The sequence below is a fragment of the Pseudoalteromonas sp. NC201 genome (assembly GCF_002850255.1).
Classification (GTDB): Bacteria; Pseudomonadota; Gammaproteobacteria; order Enterobacterales; family Alteromonadaceae; genus Pseudoalteromonas.
Genome location: NZ_CP022523.1, coordinates 780,025 through 800,770 on the forward strand (window position 1 = coordinate 780,025; position 20,746 = coordinate 800,770).

Below are 20,746 nucleotides of genomic sequence, written 5' to 3' on the forward strand. Positions count from 1 at the left end.
TATGGAAGTTGCTTTTAAAATAATTGAGTTAGGAATAGTAGTGTTTACTCTGTTTTTTGCTTGGAAACTTTTTTATTTTTCAAAAAAATCAGGAGGAGGATTCTCCTTCAAAGTGAGGGAATTTGTTGAATTAAAAGTTGAACCTTCAAAGGTCGTTGTTTAAAAAGGAGTGAAAAGAGAAGCTGAGTTGGATAAAACAGACAAACTTCCAGCAGACTATGTTTATCTAAATCATATAGTATTCTTAAGAGGGCATAGACAGGCTGAATTCCAGTCTAGAACCGGCTTAAATGGAATTCCACATTGTGATATTCGTGTTATTCTTAAATCGTATTATAAAGGTGCATTGGAAAATGTTAAATATGTAGAGTGTTTCTTACATAAAAGCTACCAGAGACTATCCAATGCAGATCACAAAAGTCGAATAATTTTCTGCTAAAAGAGCTGATATATGGAGAATATGTACTCCAAGCAAAAGTATACTTAAATGACAGGCCAGAACCTATTCTATTACAGCGTTATATCACATTAGAGCATAACGGAAACTTTAATAGCTGACTTCCAATTCGAAACCGCACCGCTCAAGGAGATACAGATTTGTGGTGGGTGTCGGCCGTTTATGGGAGCTAAGTAAAGGTGGTGCGCAAATTTAATTTACAGTTACGGCTGTGTGTTAATAAAATGAGATGACTAGCCGCATGTGGAAGTCATTATTTCTATACAACCTAGGAGAAGGAAACGAATGGAAGTAGTCGCAAGAAGGATCTCAAAAATATCTCTATTAAAAATTTTATTCATTGGCTTTACCGTTAGTATGAGCATTTTAACCACTTGTTTTGGGATCGCAGCATTATTTGGTTTTAATACAATAGAGTGGTTTGGTGAATATAAAACAGGTATTGAGGGTGTTTTTTATGGTGTCTTAATGGGACCAATATTCGGAGCTATTTTATCATGTATGTCATGGGTAGCTATAACTCTAGGGCTTTGGGTATACTCCTTTTTTAACCCTATAAAAGTCTCTTTTAGGCATGTTATTGAACACCAAGAATGACAAAACCACCAAAAAGACAACAAAATGACAAGGCACCCACCTCAAAGATACAGCCAAAAACGGTTCAGGTTTGTTGTGGGTGTCAGCCATTATCCTTACTACCTACTCATTTGTTATTTCACTATCCAAGGCACTATGACATGGTCATAACCAATGCTTAAAGACACGTAGACTAATAGCGCAGCCATTACTAAGTTAAAAGCTTTAAAATACTTGGGATCGGAGATCTGTTTACCCATCATTGAACCCACTATCGAATAGCTAGTGGGGGCTCCGAATGCAAGTACAGCAAGGAGCATTGACCATATGACAACGGCAATGCCGGTAATGCCAACGCTTGGAAACTGAATGGTAGAAACCGGCAACGTTGCGATTAGCGCTTTGGGGTTGAGTAGCTGCATGAAAAGTCCGTCTCGAAAGCTCAACGATTTGGCCGCACTTCGCTTATCACAGAGCTCAACGTTAGCATGTGCCACTTTCCAAGCAATATATAGAATATAAAGGCACCCAGCCAAGCTGATAAAAGGCAGTAGCTGTGGATTAATAAACTTGAGCCCGACAATCCCTAAGATAACGAACAAGATGAACATTGCCATTCCAACACCGGCGAAAAAACCGAGATGAACACGCGTCTGTTTGTTTAGACCACTATGTAGACCAAGCAAGTTGATAGGCCCAGGGGTATACATTACCCCGATAGCATAGGCGAAAATTTCTGACATGATTTACTACTCCGATATAAGCAGTCGACGAGCTAAGCTAACGGCCCAACTGCAACTGAAATTGTTTTGGTGTCATGCCAAATACGCGTTTAAAGTTACGATTTAAGTGACTGGCATCAGCAAAGCCGGACTCTACCGCTGCGGTGGTGGCGCTACGGCCTACAAGTAGCTGTTTGCGAGCATAGTTGATACGACAATTCAAAACATACTGGTGTGGAGTTATGCAAAAGTGTTCTCGAAAAGCTCGAATAAAGTGATATTTAGACATATTGGCGACATCAGCGATGTCATCAACCGAAATATCGTTGGCAAGATTCGCCAATATATAGTCTTTAGCTCTTAGTACTAAAATTTCAGCCCTTGTTTTACGAAGTGGTAACTCTAAACAGCCATGCAAACGAACCAATGATTGAGCCAACTGAAACAAGGCGGCTTCGTGCTCAATTTTGGAGTAGGATCGTCCCAAAAGTTGCTGAGATATGGTAAGAACTTGATAGCGCAACAGTGGGTCATTGAACAAGGTGTCGTTAAGTCTTAGTACTGTTTCTTGTTTATAACCAAGAGAGCGAAACAGTGGTTGCAATTCTCTTGGGTGCACGTAAAGCATCACATATTCTAAGCTGTGTTCGCCCCCAGAATGACCATCATGGATATCTTCGGGATTGAAAAGCATTACGCAGCCAGGCTGACTTTTATAAAAAGCACTGCGACAGAAAAAGTCTTGTCTGCCTTTTAGAGTGAGCCCGATCGAGTACTCTTCATGAGCATGTTTGGTGTAGGTGAAATCACTCATGGTTGCGCTCAGCATGGACACATCATCCTGCTGAGCACTATGGGTATATATAAAGTGATTATTTTTACTCACACTCCCTCCTTCTGTTTGAGCACTTTTGCAAAACTACCAAGTCAATATATTCAAGCTATCAATAAAAAACTTGAACGAAATTGCTGATGTATCCACTACAGAGTTTGCTTAATACTCTTCACAAGGAAACTTAGTTAACCCAGGCTTTGGTCATTAAACCTATCAAATAAATCACAATCGATGCAAAGCCAAAGAACAGAGGTGATTCAACTGCTTACCCATTACGGGAAAATATTTGATACCATAGCAGCCAACGAAGGTTAGCATGTCGTTAACCGAATATATATTGAAGGTCGGAAATTTGCCCCTAATGAAACATCTTAAAATATTTGCCGTAATAATCGCAGTGCTTATTTTCAGTGGCTGCGCCGCCCACATTCAAGAGACAAGTAAAACAGCGAATAGAGCTGTAGGGAACACGCCACAAAATGTATTTTTGGATATTACTTCATCGCACTCAGTTTCTAAAAGTAAGTCACTTTCTAACAGCATTAATGAGCTAAAAGCACTAATAGCCAAAGACTTTAATGGCAGTATTGTTGAGTCTGGAAGTGCAGCTCAAGCACCTTTATCAGTCGAGATCACCATCGAGCACTTTCGTTATGTGTCTGGATTTGGCCGCTTTATGGTAGGTGTAATGGCGGGTGATGCCGAGCTGAAGCTCAATGTAAAGCTAATAAACACTGACACTAACGAGGTCGTTGGTGAGTCGATACTAGATACTCGATCTGAGTTTATCGAAGGCATTTTTGGTGCAACTACTTCTAGGCAGCTTGAAGCAGTATCTAAGAAAGTGGTGAGTATGATTGGCGCGGTGGAGCGCGAAGGTAAAACTGATAATACCGCTAACTCTTAGTCGATATTGAAGTTCCAAATACTCAAAGAAACCTAGTTTTTGACGATGGGGCTCCTGTATACCCTTTTGAGCCCCACTGATGCGCATTACCAACAAAATGACAAGACACCCACCTCAAAGATACAGCCAAAAATGGTGGAAGTTTGTTGTGAGTGTCAGCCATTATCGTCACGCTAATAACAGCTTCTGATAGTGCTAAAGTGGCTCGCATACAACACACACCTAGTTAATTGGTGAGCTAATTGTACTGTGTGGATTTAGCTCACAAACGGCTCGTTGTGTCGTAATATTTCAGTATTTTTACATGCGGTTACACTAAACTAAAATTAGTGGAATGTTTCAAAATGAGGGAGATATCAGGTTGAACGTAAAATTGATTGTGTAGTTAGTCATGAGAATTACTTGCCAGCTCGCCTTTTAGTAGCTCCTTAAAAAGCCGCTCGCGTGAAATTCTAATCATGTATTCCAAGCTTCTGGGAAGTTCGTCATCCGGAATTGTCTGATAATCTTGGTAGGTATGTGTGAAAATTCCTTCAAAGTCATCAGCCATCCCGGAATTCATTCCAGCCGCTATCAGCGCCTTTTTATTGTCTTTGATTTCCTCTGCGATGGAGTAAGGGGCTAAACGTAAAGCTTGCATAAAAGCATCTTTGTCTCCCTCGTAAAAGTAGTAATTGCCTTGCATTGCTTCAAAGCAACGCTTGCTGTAGAAATCGAATACATTTTGAAGGTTGGCGAGAGCTATCTGCGCAGATATATGCACCCTATTTTTGTTTTCTTCTTGGGCGTGTGAAATAACTATCTGCGCGAACGTAATTAATAGGATCGAGGAAAGAAGTACAATTCCGAGCTTAGTAGGTCTGTGGCGCTCCTTGTTCCAACACTCATAAGAGCCAGCAAGAATACCAAGAACTGCCATTGCAAGAGGTAATGCGTACGCAAGAAAGCTGAACATAATGGTTAAAAATCCGAGTCAAAGAGCAACTTGGTCTGTTTATACATAAAGCCGCCTCTATTTCATACATTATATATTTATAGCACTTATTCAGCTTTATTGACTGCATATTTGGCACTAGCTCTGGCGAAACTATTGCCGCATCGTGCGGGTATGCTATGAGATCATCACCTTCTCTACACATTAACTCAGAACCTTCGCTAGCTATCTCCTTGGCAGGGCGGGATCGAACTTTGAATTGACGACAATTGGTATTTTATGAGCTGATTGCGCATCGCAATTTTTTAAGTCGTTACAATAAGCATCATCACACACATAGAGAAATAACAAAGACATATATGGACGCTCAGCTGCTGTCAAGTAATACTCATCCAACAAGGTTGTTTTAACAGCCTTGTTGCTTCTTTTATTTATCTCTCATTTACTATTTGTATGTATTGATAAACAGTCACTTTGAGTCACCCTAAATAAGGTGCTGCTCTGACATATATTCGGGCTTAACTGACTTTCAGCGCCCCTAATGAGTTTCGAACCTAGCCACCCAAAAAGTAGAATACACCCACGCGGCATTGAATGCCTTGCCTATAACGGGTTTAACTAGGTAGGTTTGACCTTTTGTTCATCGTTATGTTTACAGCAATGAGAATATGGCTATCAAGGGCTCATAAACACCCACTCGGGCTCGAGGCCCTTGTCACGACCGGGCTCCTTAATAGCCATAATTTGAGTCATGATTGCGCCTCACTTTGTGTATATTGGGCTTTATAAGGTTCATTTCTTTGTAGCAATATCCACATTAAGCGAGCCAATCGGTGGGCCGTGGCCACCACCGCTTTATTTTTACCGCGACGTTCTACCAATGCGTTGATCCATTTGTTTAAATCATCCTGCTTTTTGTGCGCATGATTGACCACTGTACGGGCACCATGAATGAGTTGTTTTCTTAGATAACGATCACCTCGTTTGGTGATCCCTCCCATCTTATTGGTTTCACCCGAAGCATATTGACGTGGTGTGATCCCAAGCCACACAGCCAACTCCTTTTTATTAGAAAATGCTTGCCCTTTATCTATTGTGGCACTCAATGCCGATGCGTTGATAATCCCAATTCCGGGGATGGATTGGATAATTTGAGCAGCTTGGCTCTGTTCATTAAACTGCTTAAATTGTGCCTCTACATTTTTAATATTGGCGTCTAACTTTTGCATTTCTTCATAAACGTCTCTGAGGAGTAGATTTAAAGCTCCATGTAAATTACGGTTGAGCAGATCAGCAATGGTTGCACGAAAAGACTTTAAGCTCTTTTTGATGACGATGCCAAATTCAAGTAACAAACCACATGTTTGGTTGATGCAGGCGGTTCGATTATGTATGAGCCGCTCCCGATAGCGATGTAGTGCTAGGATTGCTTGTTGATGCTCTGTTTTTACAGGAACAAAGCGAATGTTAGGTCGAAGGCTCGCTTCATAAATCGCCATACAATCATTTTTATCGTTTTTATTGCCACGGACAAAAGGGGTAACATGTTGCGCAGGGATAAGCTGAACTTGGTGCCCAGCTTGTAAGCAGTACCGCCCCCAATAATGAGACGTTGAGCATGATTCCATAACAACATTACAAGCAGGTAATTGGGTCAATGTTTGCAAGAGCTTTGCTCTATCTAACCTTCTGGAAAAACATTTATTACCTTGCTTATCAAACGATAAAAGTTGGAATACATTTTTTGCTAGATCAATTGAAAGCGTGCTAACGTTATTCATGATGGACTCTCCTAATAACTGTGTTTGCAACTATCAGTTTGGCGCATTGACGCCGATTTGGGAGCGTCCATCTCATCACCCACCACATTAATTTTATGCGGAGCAAGCATACAAGATGAGACTAAGTGCTTTTATGTCTCTCTAAAATAGTGTCATTTTTCAGAGGGAGGGGTCTACAGGATACATGAGTAATGTGGCCTGTAGACCTCAAGCCAGGTTATCGAAATAAGCAAATGACGTTTACTTCTTATATTTTTCAAACCAAGCTAGGGTATGTTCAATCTTACTGATCATCCGAGAAGGACGGCCTGCAATTCCATGTGGCGCACCTGGAATTTTGACCAGTACAGAATCAATTTTACGCAGCTTAAGTGCTTGGTAGAACTGTTCGGTTTCGGCCATTGGCGTGCGCAAGTCTTCTTCACCCGTCATTAGCATGGTTGGGGTGGTTACATTGCCAACGAGCGAAAGCGGTGAGCGTTGCCAATAGTGTTCCATATGCTCCCATGGCATACCTGGGAATTGCGTTGGAATTTGACCAAGGCCACTGTCAGCGGTAAGCACTTTACTCAGCCAGTTGATCACAGGCTTTACGACAACAGCAGCGTTGAAACGGTTAGTTAAGCCAATTGCGTAGGCTGTTGCGATACCACCTGCAGAACCGCCAGCAATAAACAGATTATCTTTGTCGATAAAGCCTTTCTCAAGCATAGCGTCTACCCCTGAGTTATGATCGGCAAAGTCTTCTTTCGAGCTGTATTTGTACTTGAGCAACATCGCAAAGCGTTCGCCGTAAGAGCTGCTGCCTCTGTGATTGTCGTAAAATACCACATAACCTTCGGCGGCATAACGCTGTAATTCTGCTGAGAAATGGGGGCCGTAGGCTAAGTGTGGACCACCGTGAATTTCTAGTAGTAATGGATATTTTTTGTTTGGGTCAAAATTTGGTGGCGTAATATACCAGCCCTGAATTTTCTCCCCGTCGAACGACGAGCTATACGTGATCTCATGCACTTTACCAAGGGTTTTATGTGCAAGTAGGTCTTCGTTAAGGCGGGTTAATTGCGCTACTTTGCCTTTTCTTGTCGTGATTGCGATGTCAGCAGGGCGCTCACTCGAACCCTGAGTAAAGGCAATTTCTCCATCAAAGTTAGCACTAAATTCACCGCTTAGATAAGGGCGACCAAGGGTTGTGCCTGAGAGCGTATCTGTGATGTCGGTAATTTTGCCTTTTGTGGTGATGCTCGCGAGCTTTCGCTTGCCGTGGTCATCGTACGTCATCGCCAGTCTATCACTGCTAATCCAAGTTGGGTTTTGGATTGAGCGGTCGAAGTCTTTGGCAATCATGTGGGAGGTTTTGTCCTGCCAATCCATGATATTCAGCTTGCTATTACGGTAAGGGTTTAGCGCATTCGATGCACTAAGATAAGCCAGATGTTTACCATTTTCGGAAAAACTAGGTGCGTACTCACGACCAGGAGCCGACGTAAGCTGGGTGATATTACGGTTAAAATCAACTTCGAATAAGTCGCCTTCTAGGCGCTTGTATTCCCAGTCTGCAATACGGTTTGCTGAAAATACAATGGCCTTAGCATCTGCTCGCCACGCGAGTTTCCCACTATGGTGATAATTACCAGAGGTTAATTGGCGCGGCGTGCCGCCTTCACTCGGTAACACGAAGATCTGGCGATAGCCCGGTTTGATAAGGCCTCGGCCATCTGCTTGGTAGTAGGCTTTGTCGATAACAATGGCAGAGTCGGACCACTTCGCGCCTTTTGGTTTTTCTGGCATCTTGGCAATGACTGCTGGCTTTTCAGCAACCTTTTGGCTAAAAGCCAGCCATTTGCCATCTGGTGACCAAGTTAAGCCACTGATCCCAGATTGCAACTGTGTAAGTAGTGCCGTACGGTTTTGAGCAAGATAATGTACATGAATTTGTGTGCTGCCAGATACATTGCTCACAAAGGCGATTTTGCTACCATCCGGCGACCAGCGAGGTTGACTGTAATTGTTTTCATCAGAGAAGAGTGGTGATTGTGCGCCTGATTTCGTATCGACCAGCCACAGGTTTTGTCGCTTAGCATCTTTCATCACGTCATTATTGTTACGCACATAGACAACTTGAGTACCATCCGGGGATATTTGTGGGTCGTTTGCATATTCCAGTTCAAAAATGTCTTTAGCCTGTAATCCGACCTCAGTTTGTGCTAGTGCTGGCAATGCAGCGCAAGCCAGTAAAGTGCAAATAAGCGTCCGTTTCAATTCAAAAGGCATATCGCCACCTTCAATATAATTTTTATGTGGGCTTCATAGTTATTCAGGTGTAATTCAATGTCACCTAATACGCGATAGAATGAAATAAAAACTCGGTGTATCAAATGAAGGGGAGTGTAAGAAGGTTGTTTACGAGAGACAAAGAATAGTTCTGCTGGATACAATGCGTACCTGTGAATTATCCGTCGTTCATTAACTTGATTTTGGTATGATCTACGTGGCGCTCTGGTCATGACGCAACAATAACGTAAAACTGTCATATGAGTGACGTACCTAACATAAGGATTTTTCAGGTTAAATAGCGTCAATAACCGTATTAAGTATGCATTTGCGCTATTCAGGCTCTACTCGTATGCAGTTTCTACCTGCTTTTTTCGCTTGGTATAGGGCTGAGTCAACTCGCTTTAGCATCTCAGATAGGTCTTGACCATCTTGTAAACTGCCTACGCCAAAACTGGCAGTGATCTTGTGTGGGCAGGATAATTGAATGGCTTCAATCGCTTTACGGATCCGCTCTGCTACTTTCTGTGCATCGTTGAGATAGGTGTTGGGGCACAAGATAAGAAACTCTTCACCTCCCCAACGAGATGCGATGTCCGTTGACCTTAGACTATTTTGAATTTCCTGCGACACACGCACCAGCACTTCATCGCCGATATGGTGGCCAAACCTATCATTCACTTGCTTAAACAGATCTAAGTCTAGAATAATCGTGCTGAGGGGGAGCCCGTTAGTTAAACACTCGGTCGTTTCCTTGTGTAGTGCCTGATTCATTTTCCGACGATTGTATAAATTGGTTAGTTCATCCTTATTCGATAGCACTTCCAATTGCGCGGCCTTGACTTTATCTTGTGTGACATCCAGCATCAGGCCAATTGAATTAAGTGGTTGGCCAATGCCGTTTAGTAGCGTTTCACAGTGGTGTCTTACATAAAGTGTGGAGCCGTCAGCTCTAGTTACAACATGCTCAAATGTGGTGCTTCCACCGTGAACAAAAACATTGTGGAGCTGCTGTTTTATTGCTAGCTCGGCGCTTGGATCTAGTGCATTGATAAAGTCGTCCCACTGTGTAATGGCTTCGCCATCAATACCGAGCATGGCAGCAAGTTTATCGCTCATTTTAACGCTGTAGATTAGGTGGTTAAGCCGCCACGTACCGACATTAGCAAGCTTTTGAATATCCAGCAGAGCTTTTCTGTCGTATTCGTTCTCACGTAACCTTTGTTGCAGCTTGTGGTTTTCTATTTCTAACGCCAGAACTTCATCTTCAAGTTTAGTAATTAGATCTGCGTCATCCGATTTAGATGGAAATACTTCGCTCATGCATAGTCCATTGGCTAATTCAATTTTTCTACGAACGTGTATTGAGTGCTTCTTCGGCCATTTGTGTGCCGACTAGTCGCGATTTTATTTTTTCATATACGATTTCTCTGGTTGTTGAAATATCATCAGCGAATGGCGAAAAACCGCAATCATCACAAGTGCCTAGCTGTGGAATAGGAATAAATTCACTCGCCAGTAACACGAGATCTCGTACGGATCCGGGGCTCTCAATTTCGCGACTATTCGGGTTAATCACGCCAATAAATACACGTTGGAAGGGCTTGAGGATGCTGCCTATCAGCTTCAGGGTTTTCTTGGGGTTCTCTTCACCTCTAAGTGCAACGTAGAAGCTTCCTGCATTAATGTCGAAAAGCGTAGGCAGCAGGTATTTATAGTCAATGTCGGCGCTATGAGTTGCATCAATATCAGCACCCGGACAGGTATGAATACCAATTCGTTGCCTTTCGCTATCACTAAATTGGGCGAGACATTTATTGATTAGCTCAACAAAGGACTTGAGGGTCTGACCTGACGGGTCTAGTTTTAAAGACAGCCTAGCTTCCGTAAAGTCAATTTGTACTTTATGTGCACCCAGTGCTAAGCAGCGTTTTACTTCGCCAACATGCTCAGTTATCAAATCACTGATAAAACTTTCGTGATCGTAATTTTCAATTCCGTGAGAAGGATAAACTAAGCTCAACATTGAAGGAGAAATAACGGCTTGTTTGACGGGCACAGTTGCATGTTTGAGTGCGAAAGCGAGAAATTCATCCGCCGTATGTTGATAGCGAAATGGCGGTACTTTAAGGTGTGGCGCAAAGACCCGAGAGTGACCATCGTTAAAATCAACGAGCAAGCCCTGATCTGAGTAGCAAGGTGAATCGTGTAAGCAATAGTGAGCAAAACCATCAAACTTTCTTTGCTCGCCATCACTGACGATCTGACAGCCAATCGCTTCGAGCTCTTTTATCACTTGTTGTGTTTCACGCTCTGCAATTTCGTTTAAAACTGCGTAACTTATCTTTCCTTGCTTATAGTCCCTGTAAGCGCTTATTAAACAGGGATTTCGAGGAATTGATCCGATTTGTTCGCTGGGGATCTGGAACCGCGCCATCGTAGTCTACCTTCTCGAGTTGCTTATTCTAAGTAAAACGATAAAAAGCCATAAATAATCAAATAAATGTGCGCTTATAGCAATCCAGTTACTTTGTCTGTTTTACAAACGCACAAGCGCCAATGTGAGTATAGGATCAAATAGATATAATCGCCTTGATTACATGGGATTTTACCTGATGAGATAATCTTTGGTGGGTGCTTTTGAGTGAGACAAGGAGGTGATTTGAGGCTAACTTTAAAAATAATGAGTTAGCTTCTCTTTTATCTAAATTTCAGATTGAAAACAAACTGACTTATGAGAAGGCCATTTTATCCGTACTTTTCAAGTCAAAAAAGCGTGTTAGGTGAAGGGGGAAATAGCGGATTTATTAAGTGTATGAAAGCAAATGAAAATTGATAATATTTTTAGTAGATGTTCGTAAGCAATGAGAGTATTTCTTGCCCTTTAGAGTTTCAAATGCTCTTTCTGGGTTTATATAGCACCTTTACTTCCCAGCCGTTAATTAACGGTAAGCTACTTAAGATTATCGTATTATCTCCTGAGCTTGGTCGGGTAAGAAGCCACTTACTTCCATTACGTCATTGCCCAAAAACGGACGTTTTTTTGTAGTGTTTCAATTGCTTTAATGATTTGCCAATCTTTTGAGAACTCCATGTATATTGCTTTTCCTTCCGTTTTAATAACAAGCCCATAATAGAGTTGAGTGGGTGCAGATTTCCCGCCATCTTCCAAAAATAAGATTAGTCTGGCTTTGGTTCTGGCTCTTTTCTCTTGTGATTCAAAACTGATTGACCTTAAAATTAAATCACTACCATAGGCTAAATAAGTTGGTTTTAAGGTGAAGCTCTCAGAATTCATTTCATTATTATTTATTGTTATTTGAAGTATTTCATTGCCCGTGTAGGGGATTGACCGGCTTGTATCTCCGATAGCGTATTTAGCACCATCCTCGTATTCAGCATCTATTCTTTTGTCTAGTTCTGCGTTCTGGATTATGGCACGTAATGTACTTTTTTGTACGTCATCCAGACTAAGTGCTTTTAGAGTTGTAGTTTGAACATACAAATTTCTTTCGGTATCTAGATCCCGCGCTTTACTCTGGGCGTTATGTACACAGAGTAAAAGTAATAGGAGGGCAGTAGTTTTCATACAAATGATATCCTTATTGCGTCATTAGCTTGTAGATACTAACACCTGTTTAGCAAGTATAAACCTTATTTCTTGGTTGCATTAGGCTTGATGGTTTAACTTATAAATTAGAGAATAGATTATATGGATGCTCCAATGATAACAAGAGCGAGTAGAAGTTACCTGGTGAGTTTAAGTAATAAACCGTCGTACTGAACACTGATTAAGGTTGTAAAGCCGCACCACCTATCATTCCTTGAAGGCGGCACATAATTTAGGTTTTGTTTAGCAGCTAAAACTGTTGTTAATTCAGTATTTATCAAGCTGATTTTTTGGCTAATAGCTCTTGGCGCACAAGTTCAGCCCCTGCGCTCAATGCAGCGAGCTTGCCTCTTGCCACTTCACGAGAAAGTGGTGCCATACCGCAGTTAGTGCATGGGTAGAGTTTGTCGGCGTCAACAAACTCAAGCGCTTTGCGTAGTGTGTTGGCAACTTCTTCTGGCGTTTCGATGGTGTTGGTTGCAACATCAATCGCACCAACCATCACTTTTTTACCACGGATCAACGCTAACAAGTCGATTGGCACGTGAGAGTTATGGCACTCTAAAGAGATGATATCGATATTGGATTTTTGTAGCTTAGGAAATGCCTCTTCATATTGACGCCATTCTGATCCTAAGGTCTTTTTCCAATCGGTGTTAGCTTTAATGCCGTAACCGTAACAGATATGCACAGCGGTTTCGCATTTGAGTCCTTCAATAGCACGTTCAAGCGCCGCAATGCCCCAGTCGTTGACCTCATCAAAAAAGACATTAAACGCCGGTTCGTCGAATTGAATGATATCGACTCCAGCAGCTTCCAGCTCTTTGGCTTCTTGATTAAGGATCTTAGCAAATTCCCACGCTAGCTTTTCACGGCTTTTGTAGTGGTCATCATACAGCGTATCTATCATCGTCATCGGACCTGGCAATGCCCATTTGATAGGTTTGTCTGTTTGGCTGCGTAAAAACTTGGCATCTTCAACAAAAACCGGCTTTTGGCGAGATACAGGGCCCACCACGGTTGGAACACTGGCATCATAGCGGTCGCGAATTTTTACGGTTTGACGCTTCTCAAAGTCCACACCGCTTAGGTGTTCAATAAAAGTGGTTACAAAGTGTTGACGGGTTTGCTCGCCATCACTCACGATATCAATTCCGGCAAGTTGTTGCTCTTGCAAAGCAATGCGTAGCGCATCGTTTTTGCCATCAATAAGCTCGTCGCCCTCTAGTTTCCAAGGTGACCATAGGGTTTCTGGCTGAGCAAGCCAAGCGGGCTTAGGTAAACTGCCAGCAGTAGACGTTGGTAATAGTGTTTTCATAATAAATGCTGTTCCATATTCCCGTTGATTATAAAGCGTAATTTGCAGACCACTGCTCAAGTACGGTTTGGTAAGGCTTGATGAAATGCTCTTCTGCAAATCGACCTTGTGCAATCGCCAACTGGCTGCGCTCTTCGCGGTCATAAACAATCTGTGTTAATGAGTGATCTAGGTTTTTTAAGTTTGGCTGATAGCACTTGCCTGCAACCGCATTGGCGTTGTAAATCTCAGGGCGGTAGATCTTTTGGAATGTTTCCATAGTGCTGATGGTGCTGATCAACTCCAGATTGGTGTAATCATTCAGTAAGTCACCAAAGAAGTAAAAAGCCAAAGGTGCAACGCTATTTGGTGGCATAAAGTAGCGCACCTGTAAGCCCATCTTTTTGAAATATTGCTCAGTTAATGATGACTCATTTGGCTGATATTCAAAGCCAAGCACAGGGTGCTGATTTTCAGTGCGGTGATAGGTTTTATTATCCGATACACTTAAGCAAATCACCGGTGGCTTACTAAAGTGACTCTTGTAAGCTTCTGAATCGACAAAGTATTTAAATAGCTTACCGTGTAAGTCGCCAAAGTTAGCTGGGATGCTGAATTTAGGTTGATCTTTATTATGATCAAGCAATAGCACGCTAAAATCATAGTCACGTACGTAAGATGAGAAGTTGTTACCAACAATTCCCTCAATGCGTTCATTGGTTTTGTGGTCAACAATATTGGTTTTTAACACCTCAATTGACGGGAAAGTTTGTCCACTGCCTGCAATATCCATATCAACTGAGACTATCTCAAGCTCAACAGAATAACGGTCGCCTTTTGGGTTATCCCAGTTAGCCAATGCGTTAAAGCGATTATCAATCATCTTTAAGGCATTGCGTAAGTTTTGCTGGCGGCTTTCGCCTCTTGCCAAGTTAGCAAAGTTAGTGGTGATCCGCGTGCTGTTTGACGGATGGTAATTCTCGTCAAGACGAATGCTCTTAATAGTGAAAGTAAACTCGTTATTCATGTTCTTTAGGTATCCAATTCTAATGCTGACGAGTTCGGCAATTCCGTTTCACTGCGATAAACAGATATCCACGGGGACGCAGTGAGAGTGCCGAACATTAAGTGATATGAGATTTATACGTGGATCACAAGATGAAGAAAAACGGTTTTATTTCACATAAAACATGAGTCTGATTCATGAGTTACAAAAATAGATGCCGCTTATTGAGTCGCATATGCAGAAAATATGAGCAATTGTAGAATGAAACTCATTGGAAATCTGAAAGTCTAGACTGCTAAATGTCTAAGTTGCATTTGTTTCAAGTAAAACGTGAGGAATATTCAAGGCTTATCTAAGTCAAAAGCACCAATGGCAAAGCGTAATGTTGTTATACTCGCAGCGCTTAGGTGGCACAAAGGCTAAAAGCAACGCCCATATTGCTCACTTAGGTGATTGCGCCTCAATTAAAAGAAGAGATAAGTGGAATGAGTGAGTTGATTTTGTTGTTTGTGTATTGTGCACTACTCGGTAGTGTTGTTGGCTTTTTAGCCGGGTTGTTAGGTATTGGCGGTGGGCTGGTTATTGTTCCGGTGCTGAGCAGTATTTTATTGTACTTTAACGTGTTACCGCCGGAGCAAGTGGTGATAGCCGCTGTAGCGACATCGCTGGCATCCATTTTATTTACTTCTACCTCATCGGCAATCGCGCATCATAAAAATGGCAATGTACCGTGGGATTTAGCGCCGTGGATAATGACGGGCGTTGCACTAGGCGCGCTTATCAGTGGTTTTTTGGCAGCGCTATTACCCGAAAACGCAGTGCGCATTGTATTTGCAGTAAGTGTGGTATTGATAGCAATAAAAATGTTTTATAGCAGTAAAAATGAGAGCTCAACCCAAAGGCAGCTGCCAAATAAAGGCATACTTACGGTATTAACGACGATCACAGGTGGTTTATCTGCCATGATAGGCATTGGCGGTGGAGCGCTTTTGGTACCGCTGTTGACGTTTTTCTCTGTTGATATGAAAAAGGCCATAGGATGCGCCTCTGCATGTGGCATTGTTATCGCGCTCTTTGGTTCCGTTGGCTACATTAGCTCGGGCAGTGCGCACTTTGCACTTTCGGATGGTTTCGCCGGATTTGTTTATTTGCCAGCCCTATTAGGAATTGTGTGCACGTCTTGGTTCACCGCTCCAATGGGGGCTAAAGCCACGCATCATTTGCCTGTTGCCACGATTAAAAAGGTATTTGCTGTGCTACTGTTAGTGATGGCTGTGAATATGGCGGTGAATTAAGTACTTTTGAGCCAAAACGAACTATGGCGTGTTTGGCTCAGAAGCTCTGCTAATCTTACTTTTTGAACGGATCTTCGGTTGGTTCAAAATGCTTGTTTAACTTGCCATTTCTGGTGCTATTGATGTACTCCCCAGATGGATCTTCGCTTATCAGTGTGAAGGCACTGACTGGCGATTCAAAGTTAAAGTTTGTCAATTCCACCCAAGCAACATGAGGCGTGCGGGCATTGCAAAAGTAATAGGTTTGGCTCCTATGCGCTGCAACGGTTGTCCACAAGGTATTAGATATATTTGGGCTGGCACTGCTTGTAAAATTATAGCCAAGGGGTACTGATGCACTTGCAGCAACCGAGCGAGCCTGTGCAAGGGCATCATGCTCATCGTTTGGTAAATCTAAGTGATTAAGATAAAACGCAGCGCGTTCGAATCTATCGGTTGAGTATGGACCGCCAGGGATCGTATGGCTCGGCTGACTGTTTTTATCACTCCATTGCCACAGCCAATAATCATTAATCCTTAGCTGATCTTCATAACTTGGTTCATTGGTAACAACGCGATAGTTAGCGCTGTGATGGATCTTAAAAACCCCATTCTCAACTTCGATAATGGCTGAATCGCCACTGATATCCGACACTATCAAATGCAATGCTGCGGTTTTACCTTCACTGTTAGGTACTTCTGCACCAACGATCTGAATTTCTTGTTTGCTGAATACGTCAACGACTTCCTTGACGAGTACAAATTTGTCTAATACATACTGCAACCATCTCAGTACGCTCAGCTGCTTTTTACTTTTGCATGCTGATTTACCGTACGTCGCGCCTGAGTCGTACAATACATTTGCGACAAGCCCCATAGAGTTCATGCCATCGGAGGCTGCCCAGCCGCTGCAATCATCTCCTACCATAGCGACCACACTACTATAGGAAGATGTCCATGTAAGTGGGTTGCGAGTTTTCTCGCTTGCTATTGCCTCTAGCTCAGAAACTGGCTCAAGCCCCGATTTTTTTAGTCCTTTTTCAAGTACAAACAAGCTGGTAGGTAATATAAACATCCAGTCCATATTTCTGGCAGTAGCCAAATATGCTCTGTTCCAGTTATTAAAAACTCTAGTACACATAACAACCTCACAAGAAAATTAAATATCCTTTTGATGAGTGGTTTCTCATCAACCTACTGATTCATACTAGGCTTTGAAAAAGGCTAAATACATTACAGAAAGTTACAGTGCATTACAGGAGTGGTAAGTCAGTAACTATTAGCGTGAAAAACTAATGATTCGACAAGTATTCGTCTCGGGTTCCCTAAAACAAAAGTGGTGTGAGGTTAGTAGAATGAGTATATTTTCAAGAATTGGGTTAATTGCTATCAGGTATGACGTTTAGAGGAAATGGGATGATAAGAGAGATAACTCGGGAAGATTTTGAGTCGTTTTGGCCAACGTTTTCAGAAGTGATCCAAGCGCAAGAAACGTATGCATTTGACTCAAATATGAGTATAGATCAGGCATTTTTACTTTGGTGTGAAACGCCGCTCAAAGCTTTTGCATATGTTGAAAATGGGCAAGTACTTGGCAGCTATTATTTGCGACAAAATGCGATGGGTCCGAGTAGCCACATATGTAACTGTGGTTACATGGTGTCGAGTTTGGCTCGTGGTAAAGGAATTGCACGGCTGATGTGCGAACATTCCCAGCAGCAAGCGTTAGCGCTGGGGTTCGAAGCCATGCAATTTAATAGTGTGGTATCGACCAATGAACTGGCGATTAAACTATGGCAAAAGCTTGGTTTTACCATTATCGGCACCATTCCCAAGGCATATAAACACGGGAAATTGGGTTTGGTAGATAGCTATGTTATGTATAAATGGTTGGCTGATTAGAGTGGATAGGCGCTAAACTAACGTGGCGAATGTTATTTTGCGCAGTCGATCAGTATTTGTTTACTGCGCATAGTCTTAAGTAAAAAGCTGATAAGCCGCTTGACGTTGGGTATGGATTTTTTTGTTGGATGGGTCAGGATCCATAAATCTGCATAGTGCTCACTCGCTGGTGCAAATTCAATTAAATTAGGAAAATGCCTTGCAATATAGTGCGCCCCTCTGATCATACCAAGGCCTTTGGATGCAGCCTGATGACGCAGCACCAAATCTTCAATTGATAGAGAAACTGGGGCGGTTGGATAGGGTGTATCAAGTAGCCAAGTCGGTCTTTCTGTTACGCTGGCGGTTATCCAAGAAACGCTTTCACTCGTGCGGTTATCGAGATAGTCTTTATGCATGAAGTAACCAAGTGAAATCGGAAATAGCCGGTGACCAACTAAGTGCTCATCCGGAACGTGAGAAGCTCGGATCACGACATCGGCTTCTGATTTCTCTAGATCGGAAAGTGCATAGGTAGTATTAATCGACAGCGTGAGGTAAGGATTGTTTTGCTGAAATTCATGTAATTCGTCTAACAAGACAAACTGCAAAATCGCTGGGGGGATAGATAAGTTTATTTGTTGCTTTAACTGCTTAACCGAAGTGTTAATTTGGCTTAAATGAGGGACAAGGCTGGCTTCCATGTTTTCAGCGGCACTGAGCAGCTGCAGTCCCAATTCAGAAAACGAGACTTTGCCTTGCGAAAGCATGCATATATCAAGACTAAAGCGTTGATTTAAAGCATGTAGTCTACGAGATACCGTCGTGTGGTTTACACCTAGAACTTTGGCCGCACCTCTGAGTGTATTAGCACGTTTTAATGCAAGCAGTAATTGAAAGTCGTCCCAGTTTTCCATGCCTACAACACCAAAGTTTAGATGCAATTAAAGTAAAGTGTTTTTCGCATCATGTACAGCGAACGCAGATATTTTCCATTCACCATCAACTAAATAGACGTAATAGCTTGCGCCTACTTTATTAAAAAGTGCGCCTGATTGGGTGTATCGCTCAGCGATGTTGCTCACTAACGCAATATTTTTATCAAGAAAATGAATACTGACCTTGCTCCACTTTACGTGACTGACACCTTGTTCTTTCAGGCGTGTTAAGAATACTTGCACCTGTTTATTCATTTGCGTTTGTGTGATCACGCTCGGCTTTGAACTTGATGACATTAACATAAGCGTATCTGTGTACAGTTGAGGACTGGTTGGTAAATCACCAGTTTGCAGATAATGGTTGTATTTACTCATGTAGCTGTCGAACAGTTTATTGATTTTAGCTGTGTCCGTTTCTGCCAATAACTGGCTACTAAAAGTAAATAAAATAAACAGGATAGCGGCTCTCATAAGATGTTGCTCCAAGTCAGTTTTTTATGAGTCTAGCAGGCAAAAGCTGGTTTTATGTGGATTATTATGTGCTTGCTATGTTGCGCTTACGCACCGTCTGGAAGGCTTGTAAAGTGTATTTTGCGGTGTTCCGGAAGTGCTACAAGTCTTATAAGAATGTCCCACTTTCGATACACCATCAACGTAATAGTTGAAGGAATTTATATTTAACCTATTGTTTTTTATCGCTATATATTTTGGCATGTAAGTTGATTGACTCAACATGTATAAAAACAACAAGGATTAATTATGAAAAAGTTTGTCTTGTCTGCCATTACTTCAGCCGTATTAATGTTGAATAGTATGAATGTGCAAAGCTTTGAAGATGACCGAGCACAATTGTTAGAAGCTTACTTTACACACTGCGAACAAATAAAGTTATGCAATGGCAGCGTCTTAGTTGCAGAAAATGACGCCATACTTTTCCAAAGAACGATGGGAGAGGTTAGTCACGCTAGTGAAGAGCTGCTAGGGACTCAACATCAGTTTGATATTGGTTCTATTTCAAAGCAGTTTACCGCTATCGCGATCATGATGCTTAAAGAGCAAGGCAAACTGAAATTTGAAGATCCCGTTTATTTATATATTCCTAACTTTCCATATAAAGATATTAAAATCAATCAGCTATTAAACCACACTTCTGGTGTGCCAGATATGATGCCTTATATCTCGGACTTGTATCGTCAAGGAAAAGTGGACTCCAGCCTTGATCAAAGTTTTTTATTGAGTGTGCTGCTGAGTGAGCAACCTGCATTAATGTTTAAACCGGGTGAGCAATTTAAATACAGTAATACTGGTTATGTTGTACTTGCAAAGGTCATTGAGTCAGTATCTAGATTGCCGTATAGCCAGTTTCTTCAACAGCAAGTATTTTCACCCCTTGGTATGCATTATACAGTTAGTCGAACCAAGTTGACGGAAAAGAAAATAACAACTCGTGCATATGGGTTTCGTCGTCACTTAAATGATAAGAAGCGCGCCTTTGATCAAATTCCTTTCTTTGATGTTGAGGGGATGGGCGGGATCTATTCAACGACTCAGGACTTGTATAAGTGGCACTTAGCGTTAAGCAATAATAAACTTATTTCGAAGGAAACTTGGCTGCAAGCGCTGCAGCCGACCACAACATTAGACAACAACACCAAACAGTACGGTTATGGATTCATGTTAAAGGCTGATGCCTATGATCATCCCAAGTTTGGCCACAGTGGCCACTGGCGAGGTTTTAAGTCGATTTACAGCCATCAATTGGATGATAATAGAACGATTATTCTATTAACAAATAATGGTCAAGATGACGTTGTCGATGAGAATGAAAAAGCGGTAGAAGCCATTTTAGCGATGAAACCATACCCTCAAGTAAAACAACCTATTTCAGCAGTTCTTTATAAGATGTTTACCCAAGAGGAACCTGCTGAGGCGAGAAGTCAATATAATCGCCTCAAGGCCGATAGGTATAACGATTATGATTTTTCAGAAGCGCAGTTGAATGACTTGGGATATGCGCTTTTGGGAGAAGAGAAAAATGCCGCTGCTATTGCTGCATTTGAGCTAAACGTTGAAGCATTCCCTAGTTCAGCCAATGGGTTAGATAGTCTCGCAGAGGCACTGATTGCCGATAATCAACTAAAACGTGCAAAGGCGATTTTAAAACAGGCAATTGTACTTGACCCTAACCTCGAATCTGCAAAGCAGCAACTAGCGAGTTTAGAAACACCTGTAAGTACGAAAAATTCGCTGTAGT

The 20,746-nt window shown here is 42.0% G+C and carries 19 protein-coding genes; 6 read left to right on the plus strand and 13 right to left on the minus strand.

What is annotated here, in order from left to right; translation table 11 throughout:
* The first annotated feature begins 1 nt into the window (after position 1).
* Complete coding sequence (locus PNC201_RS23345; protein ID WP_158299153.1) at positions 2–163, plus strand: hypothetical protein; 162 nt, start codon at positions 2–4, stop codon at positions 161–163.
* Between the two features lie 579 nt (positions 164–742).
* A complete protein-coding gene (locus PNC201_RS21330) occupies positions 743–1,054 on the plus strand; it encodes a hypothetical protein (RefSeq protein ID WP_102058353.1) in 312 nt (103 codons plus the stop codon).
* A 113-nt stretch (positions 1,055–1,167) separates the two neighbouring features.
* On the opposite strand, the gene PNC201_RS21335 is transcribed toward PNC201_RS21330, so the two are convergent.
* Positions 1,168–1,776 (minus strand): LysE family translocator, encoded by a 609-nt coding sequence (locus tag PNC201_RS21335; protein ID WP_102058354.1) that lies wholly within the window; start codon positions 1,774–1,776, stop codon positions 1,168–1,170.
* Positions 1,777–1,813: 37 nt separating this feature from the next.
* Positions 1,814–2,641, minus strand: a complete 828-nt coding sequence (locus PNC201_RS21340; RefSeq protein WP_039496419.1) for an AraC family transcriptional regulator — start codon at positions 2,639–2,641, stop codon at positions 1,814–1,816.
* Positions 2,642–2,951: 310 nt separating this feature from the next.
* On the opposite strand from PNC201_RS21340, the gene PNC201_RS21345 reads away from it, so the two are divergent.
* Positions 2,952–3,497, plus strand: coding sequence for a DUF4410 domain-containing protein (locus PNC201_RS21345; RefSeq protein WP_102058355.1), 546 nt, complete (start codon positions 2,952–2,954; stop codon positions 3,495–3,497).
* A gap of 385 nt (positions 3,498–3,882) precedes the next feature.
* Here PNC201_RS21345 and PNC201_RS21350 read toward each other — a convergent pair whose 3' ends face one another.
* The 8 genes from PNC201_RS21350 to PNC201_RS21385 form a co-directional block, all read right to left on the minus strand.
* A complete protein-coding gene (locus tag PNC201_RS21350; protein WP_010603794.1) occupies positions 3,883–4,452 on the minus strand; it encodes a hypothetical protein in 570 nt (189 codons plus the stop codon).
* 728 nt (positions 4,453–5,180) lie between these two features.
* Entirely contained in the window at positions 5,181–6,212 is a 1,032-nt protein-coding gene (locus tag PNC201_RS21355) for an IS110 family transposase (protein ID WP_102056325.1), read from the minus strand.
* A gap of 240 nt (positions 6,213–6,452) precedes the next feature.
* Positions 6,453–8,486 carry a S9 family peptidase gene (locus PNC201_RS21360; RefSeq protein ID WP_102058356.1) on the minus strand — a complete coding sequence of 678 codons (2,034 nt, stop codon included), beginning with the start codon at positions 8,484–8,486 and terminating at the stop codon, positions 6,453–6,455.
* Between the two features lie 333 nt (positions 8,487–8,819).
* Positions 8,820–9,809, minus strand: a complete 990-nt coding sequence (locus PNC201_RS21365) for a sensor domain-containing diguanylate cyclase (RefSeq protein ID WP_102058357.1) — start codon at positions 9,807–9,809, stop codon at positions 8,820–8,822.
* A gap of 28 nt (positions 9,810–9,837) precedes the next feature.
* Complete coding sequence (locus PNC201_RS21370) at positions 9,838–10,923, minus strand: 5-methyltetrahydropteroyltriglutamate--homocysteine methyltransferase (protein ID WP_102058358.1); 1,086 nt, start codon at positions 10,921–10,923, stop codon at positions 9,838–9,840.
* A 576-nt stretch (positions 10,924–11,499) separates the two neighbouring features.
* Positions 11,500–12,075 (minus strand): hypothetical protein, encoded by a 576-nt coding sequence (locus tag PNC201_RS21375; RefSeq protein WP_102058359.1) that lies wholly within the window; start codon positions 12,073–12,075, stop codon positions 11,500–11,502.
* A gap of 298 nt (positions 12,076–12,373) precedes the next feature.
* Complete coding sequence (locus PNC201_RS21380) at positions 12,374–13,414, minus strand: methionine synthase (protein ID WP_010370114.1); 1,041 nt, start codon at positions 13,412–13,414, stop codon at positions 12,374–12,376.
* 28 nt (positions 13,415–13,442) lie between these two features.
* A complete protein-coding gene (locus tag PNC201_RS21385) occupies positions 13,443–14,420 on the minus strand; it encodes a DUF1852 domain-containing protein (protein WP_045990348.1) in 978 nt (325 codons plus the stop codon).
* 464 nt (positions 14,421–14,884) lie between these two features.
* On the opposite strand from PNC201_RS21385, the gene PNC201_RS21390 reads away from it, so the two are divergent.
* Positions 14,885–15,694, plus strand: coding sequence for a sulfite exporter TauE/SafE family protein (locus tag PNC201_RS21390; RefSeq protein ID WP_010603788.1), 810 nt, complete (start codon positions 14,885–14,887; stop codon positions 15,692–15,694).
* 55 nt (positions 15,695–15,749) lie between these two features.
* Here the strand turns inward: PNC201_RS21390 and PNC201_RS21395 are convergent, their stop codons facing one another.
* On the minus strand, positions 15,750–16,814 hold the full coding sequence (locus tag PNC201_RS21395; protein ID WP_102058360.1) for a linear amide C-N hydrolase: 1,065 nt from the start codon (positions 16,812–16,814) through the stop codon (positions 15,750–15,752).
* A 275-nt stretch (positions 16,815–17,089) separates the two neighbouring features.
* Here PNC201_RS21395 and PNC201_RS21400 point away from each other — a divergent pair, with 275 nt between their 5' ends.
* Positions 17,090–17,575: a GNAT family N-acetyltransferase gene (locus PNC201_RS21400; protein WP_102058361.1), complete on the plus strand. Its 486-nt coding sequence runs from the start codon at positions 17,090–17,092 to the stop codon at positions 17,573–17,575.
* A 32-nt stretch (positions 17,576–17,607) separates the two neighbouring features.
* Here PNC201_RS21400 and PNC201_RS21405 read toward each other — a convergent pair whose 3' ends face one another.
* Positions 17,608–18,471: a LysR family transcriptional regulator gene (locus tag PNC201_RS21405; RefSeq protein ID WP_102058362.1), complete on the minus strand. Its 864-nt coding sequence runs from the start codon at positions 18,469–18,471 to the stop codon at positions 17,608–17,610.
* Between the two features lie 27 nt (positions 18,472–18,498).
* Positions 18,499–18,963 carry a hypothetical protein gene (locus PNC201_RS21410; RefSeq protein ID WP_102058363.1) on the minus strand — a complete coding sequence of 155 codons (465 nt, stop codon included), beginning with the start codon at positions 18,961–18,963 and terminating at the stop codon, positions 18,499–18,501.
* A 288-nt stretch (positions 18,964–19,251) separates the two neighbouring features.
* Here PNC201_RS21410 and PNC201_RS21415 point away from each other — a divergent pair, with 288 nt between their 5' ends.
* Positions 19,252–20,745 carry a serine hydrolase domain-containing protein gene (locus tag PNC201_RS21415; protein ID WP_102058364.1) on the plus strand — a complete coding sequence of 498 codons (1,494 nt, stop codon included), beginning with the start codon at positions 19,252–19,254 and terminating at the stop codon, positions 20,743–20,745.
* Position 20,746: the final 1 nt, after the last annotated feature.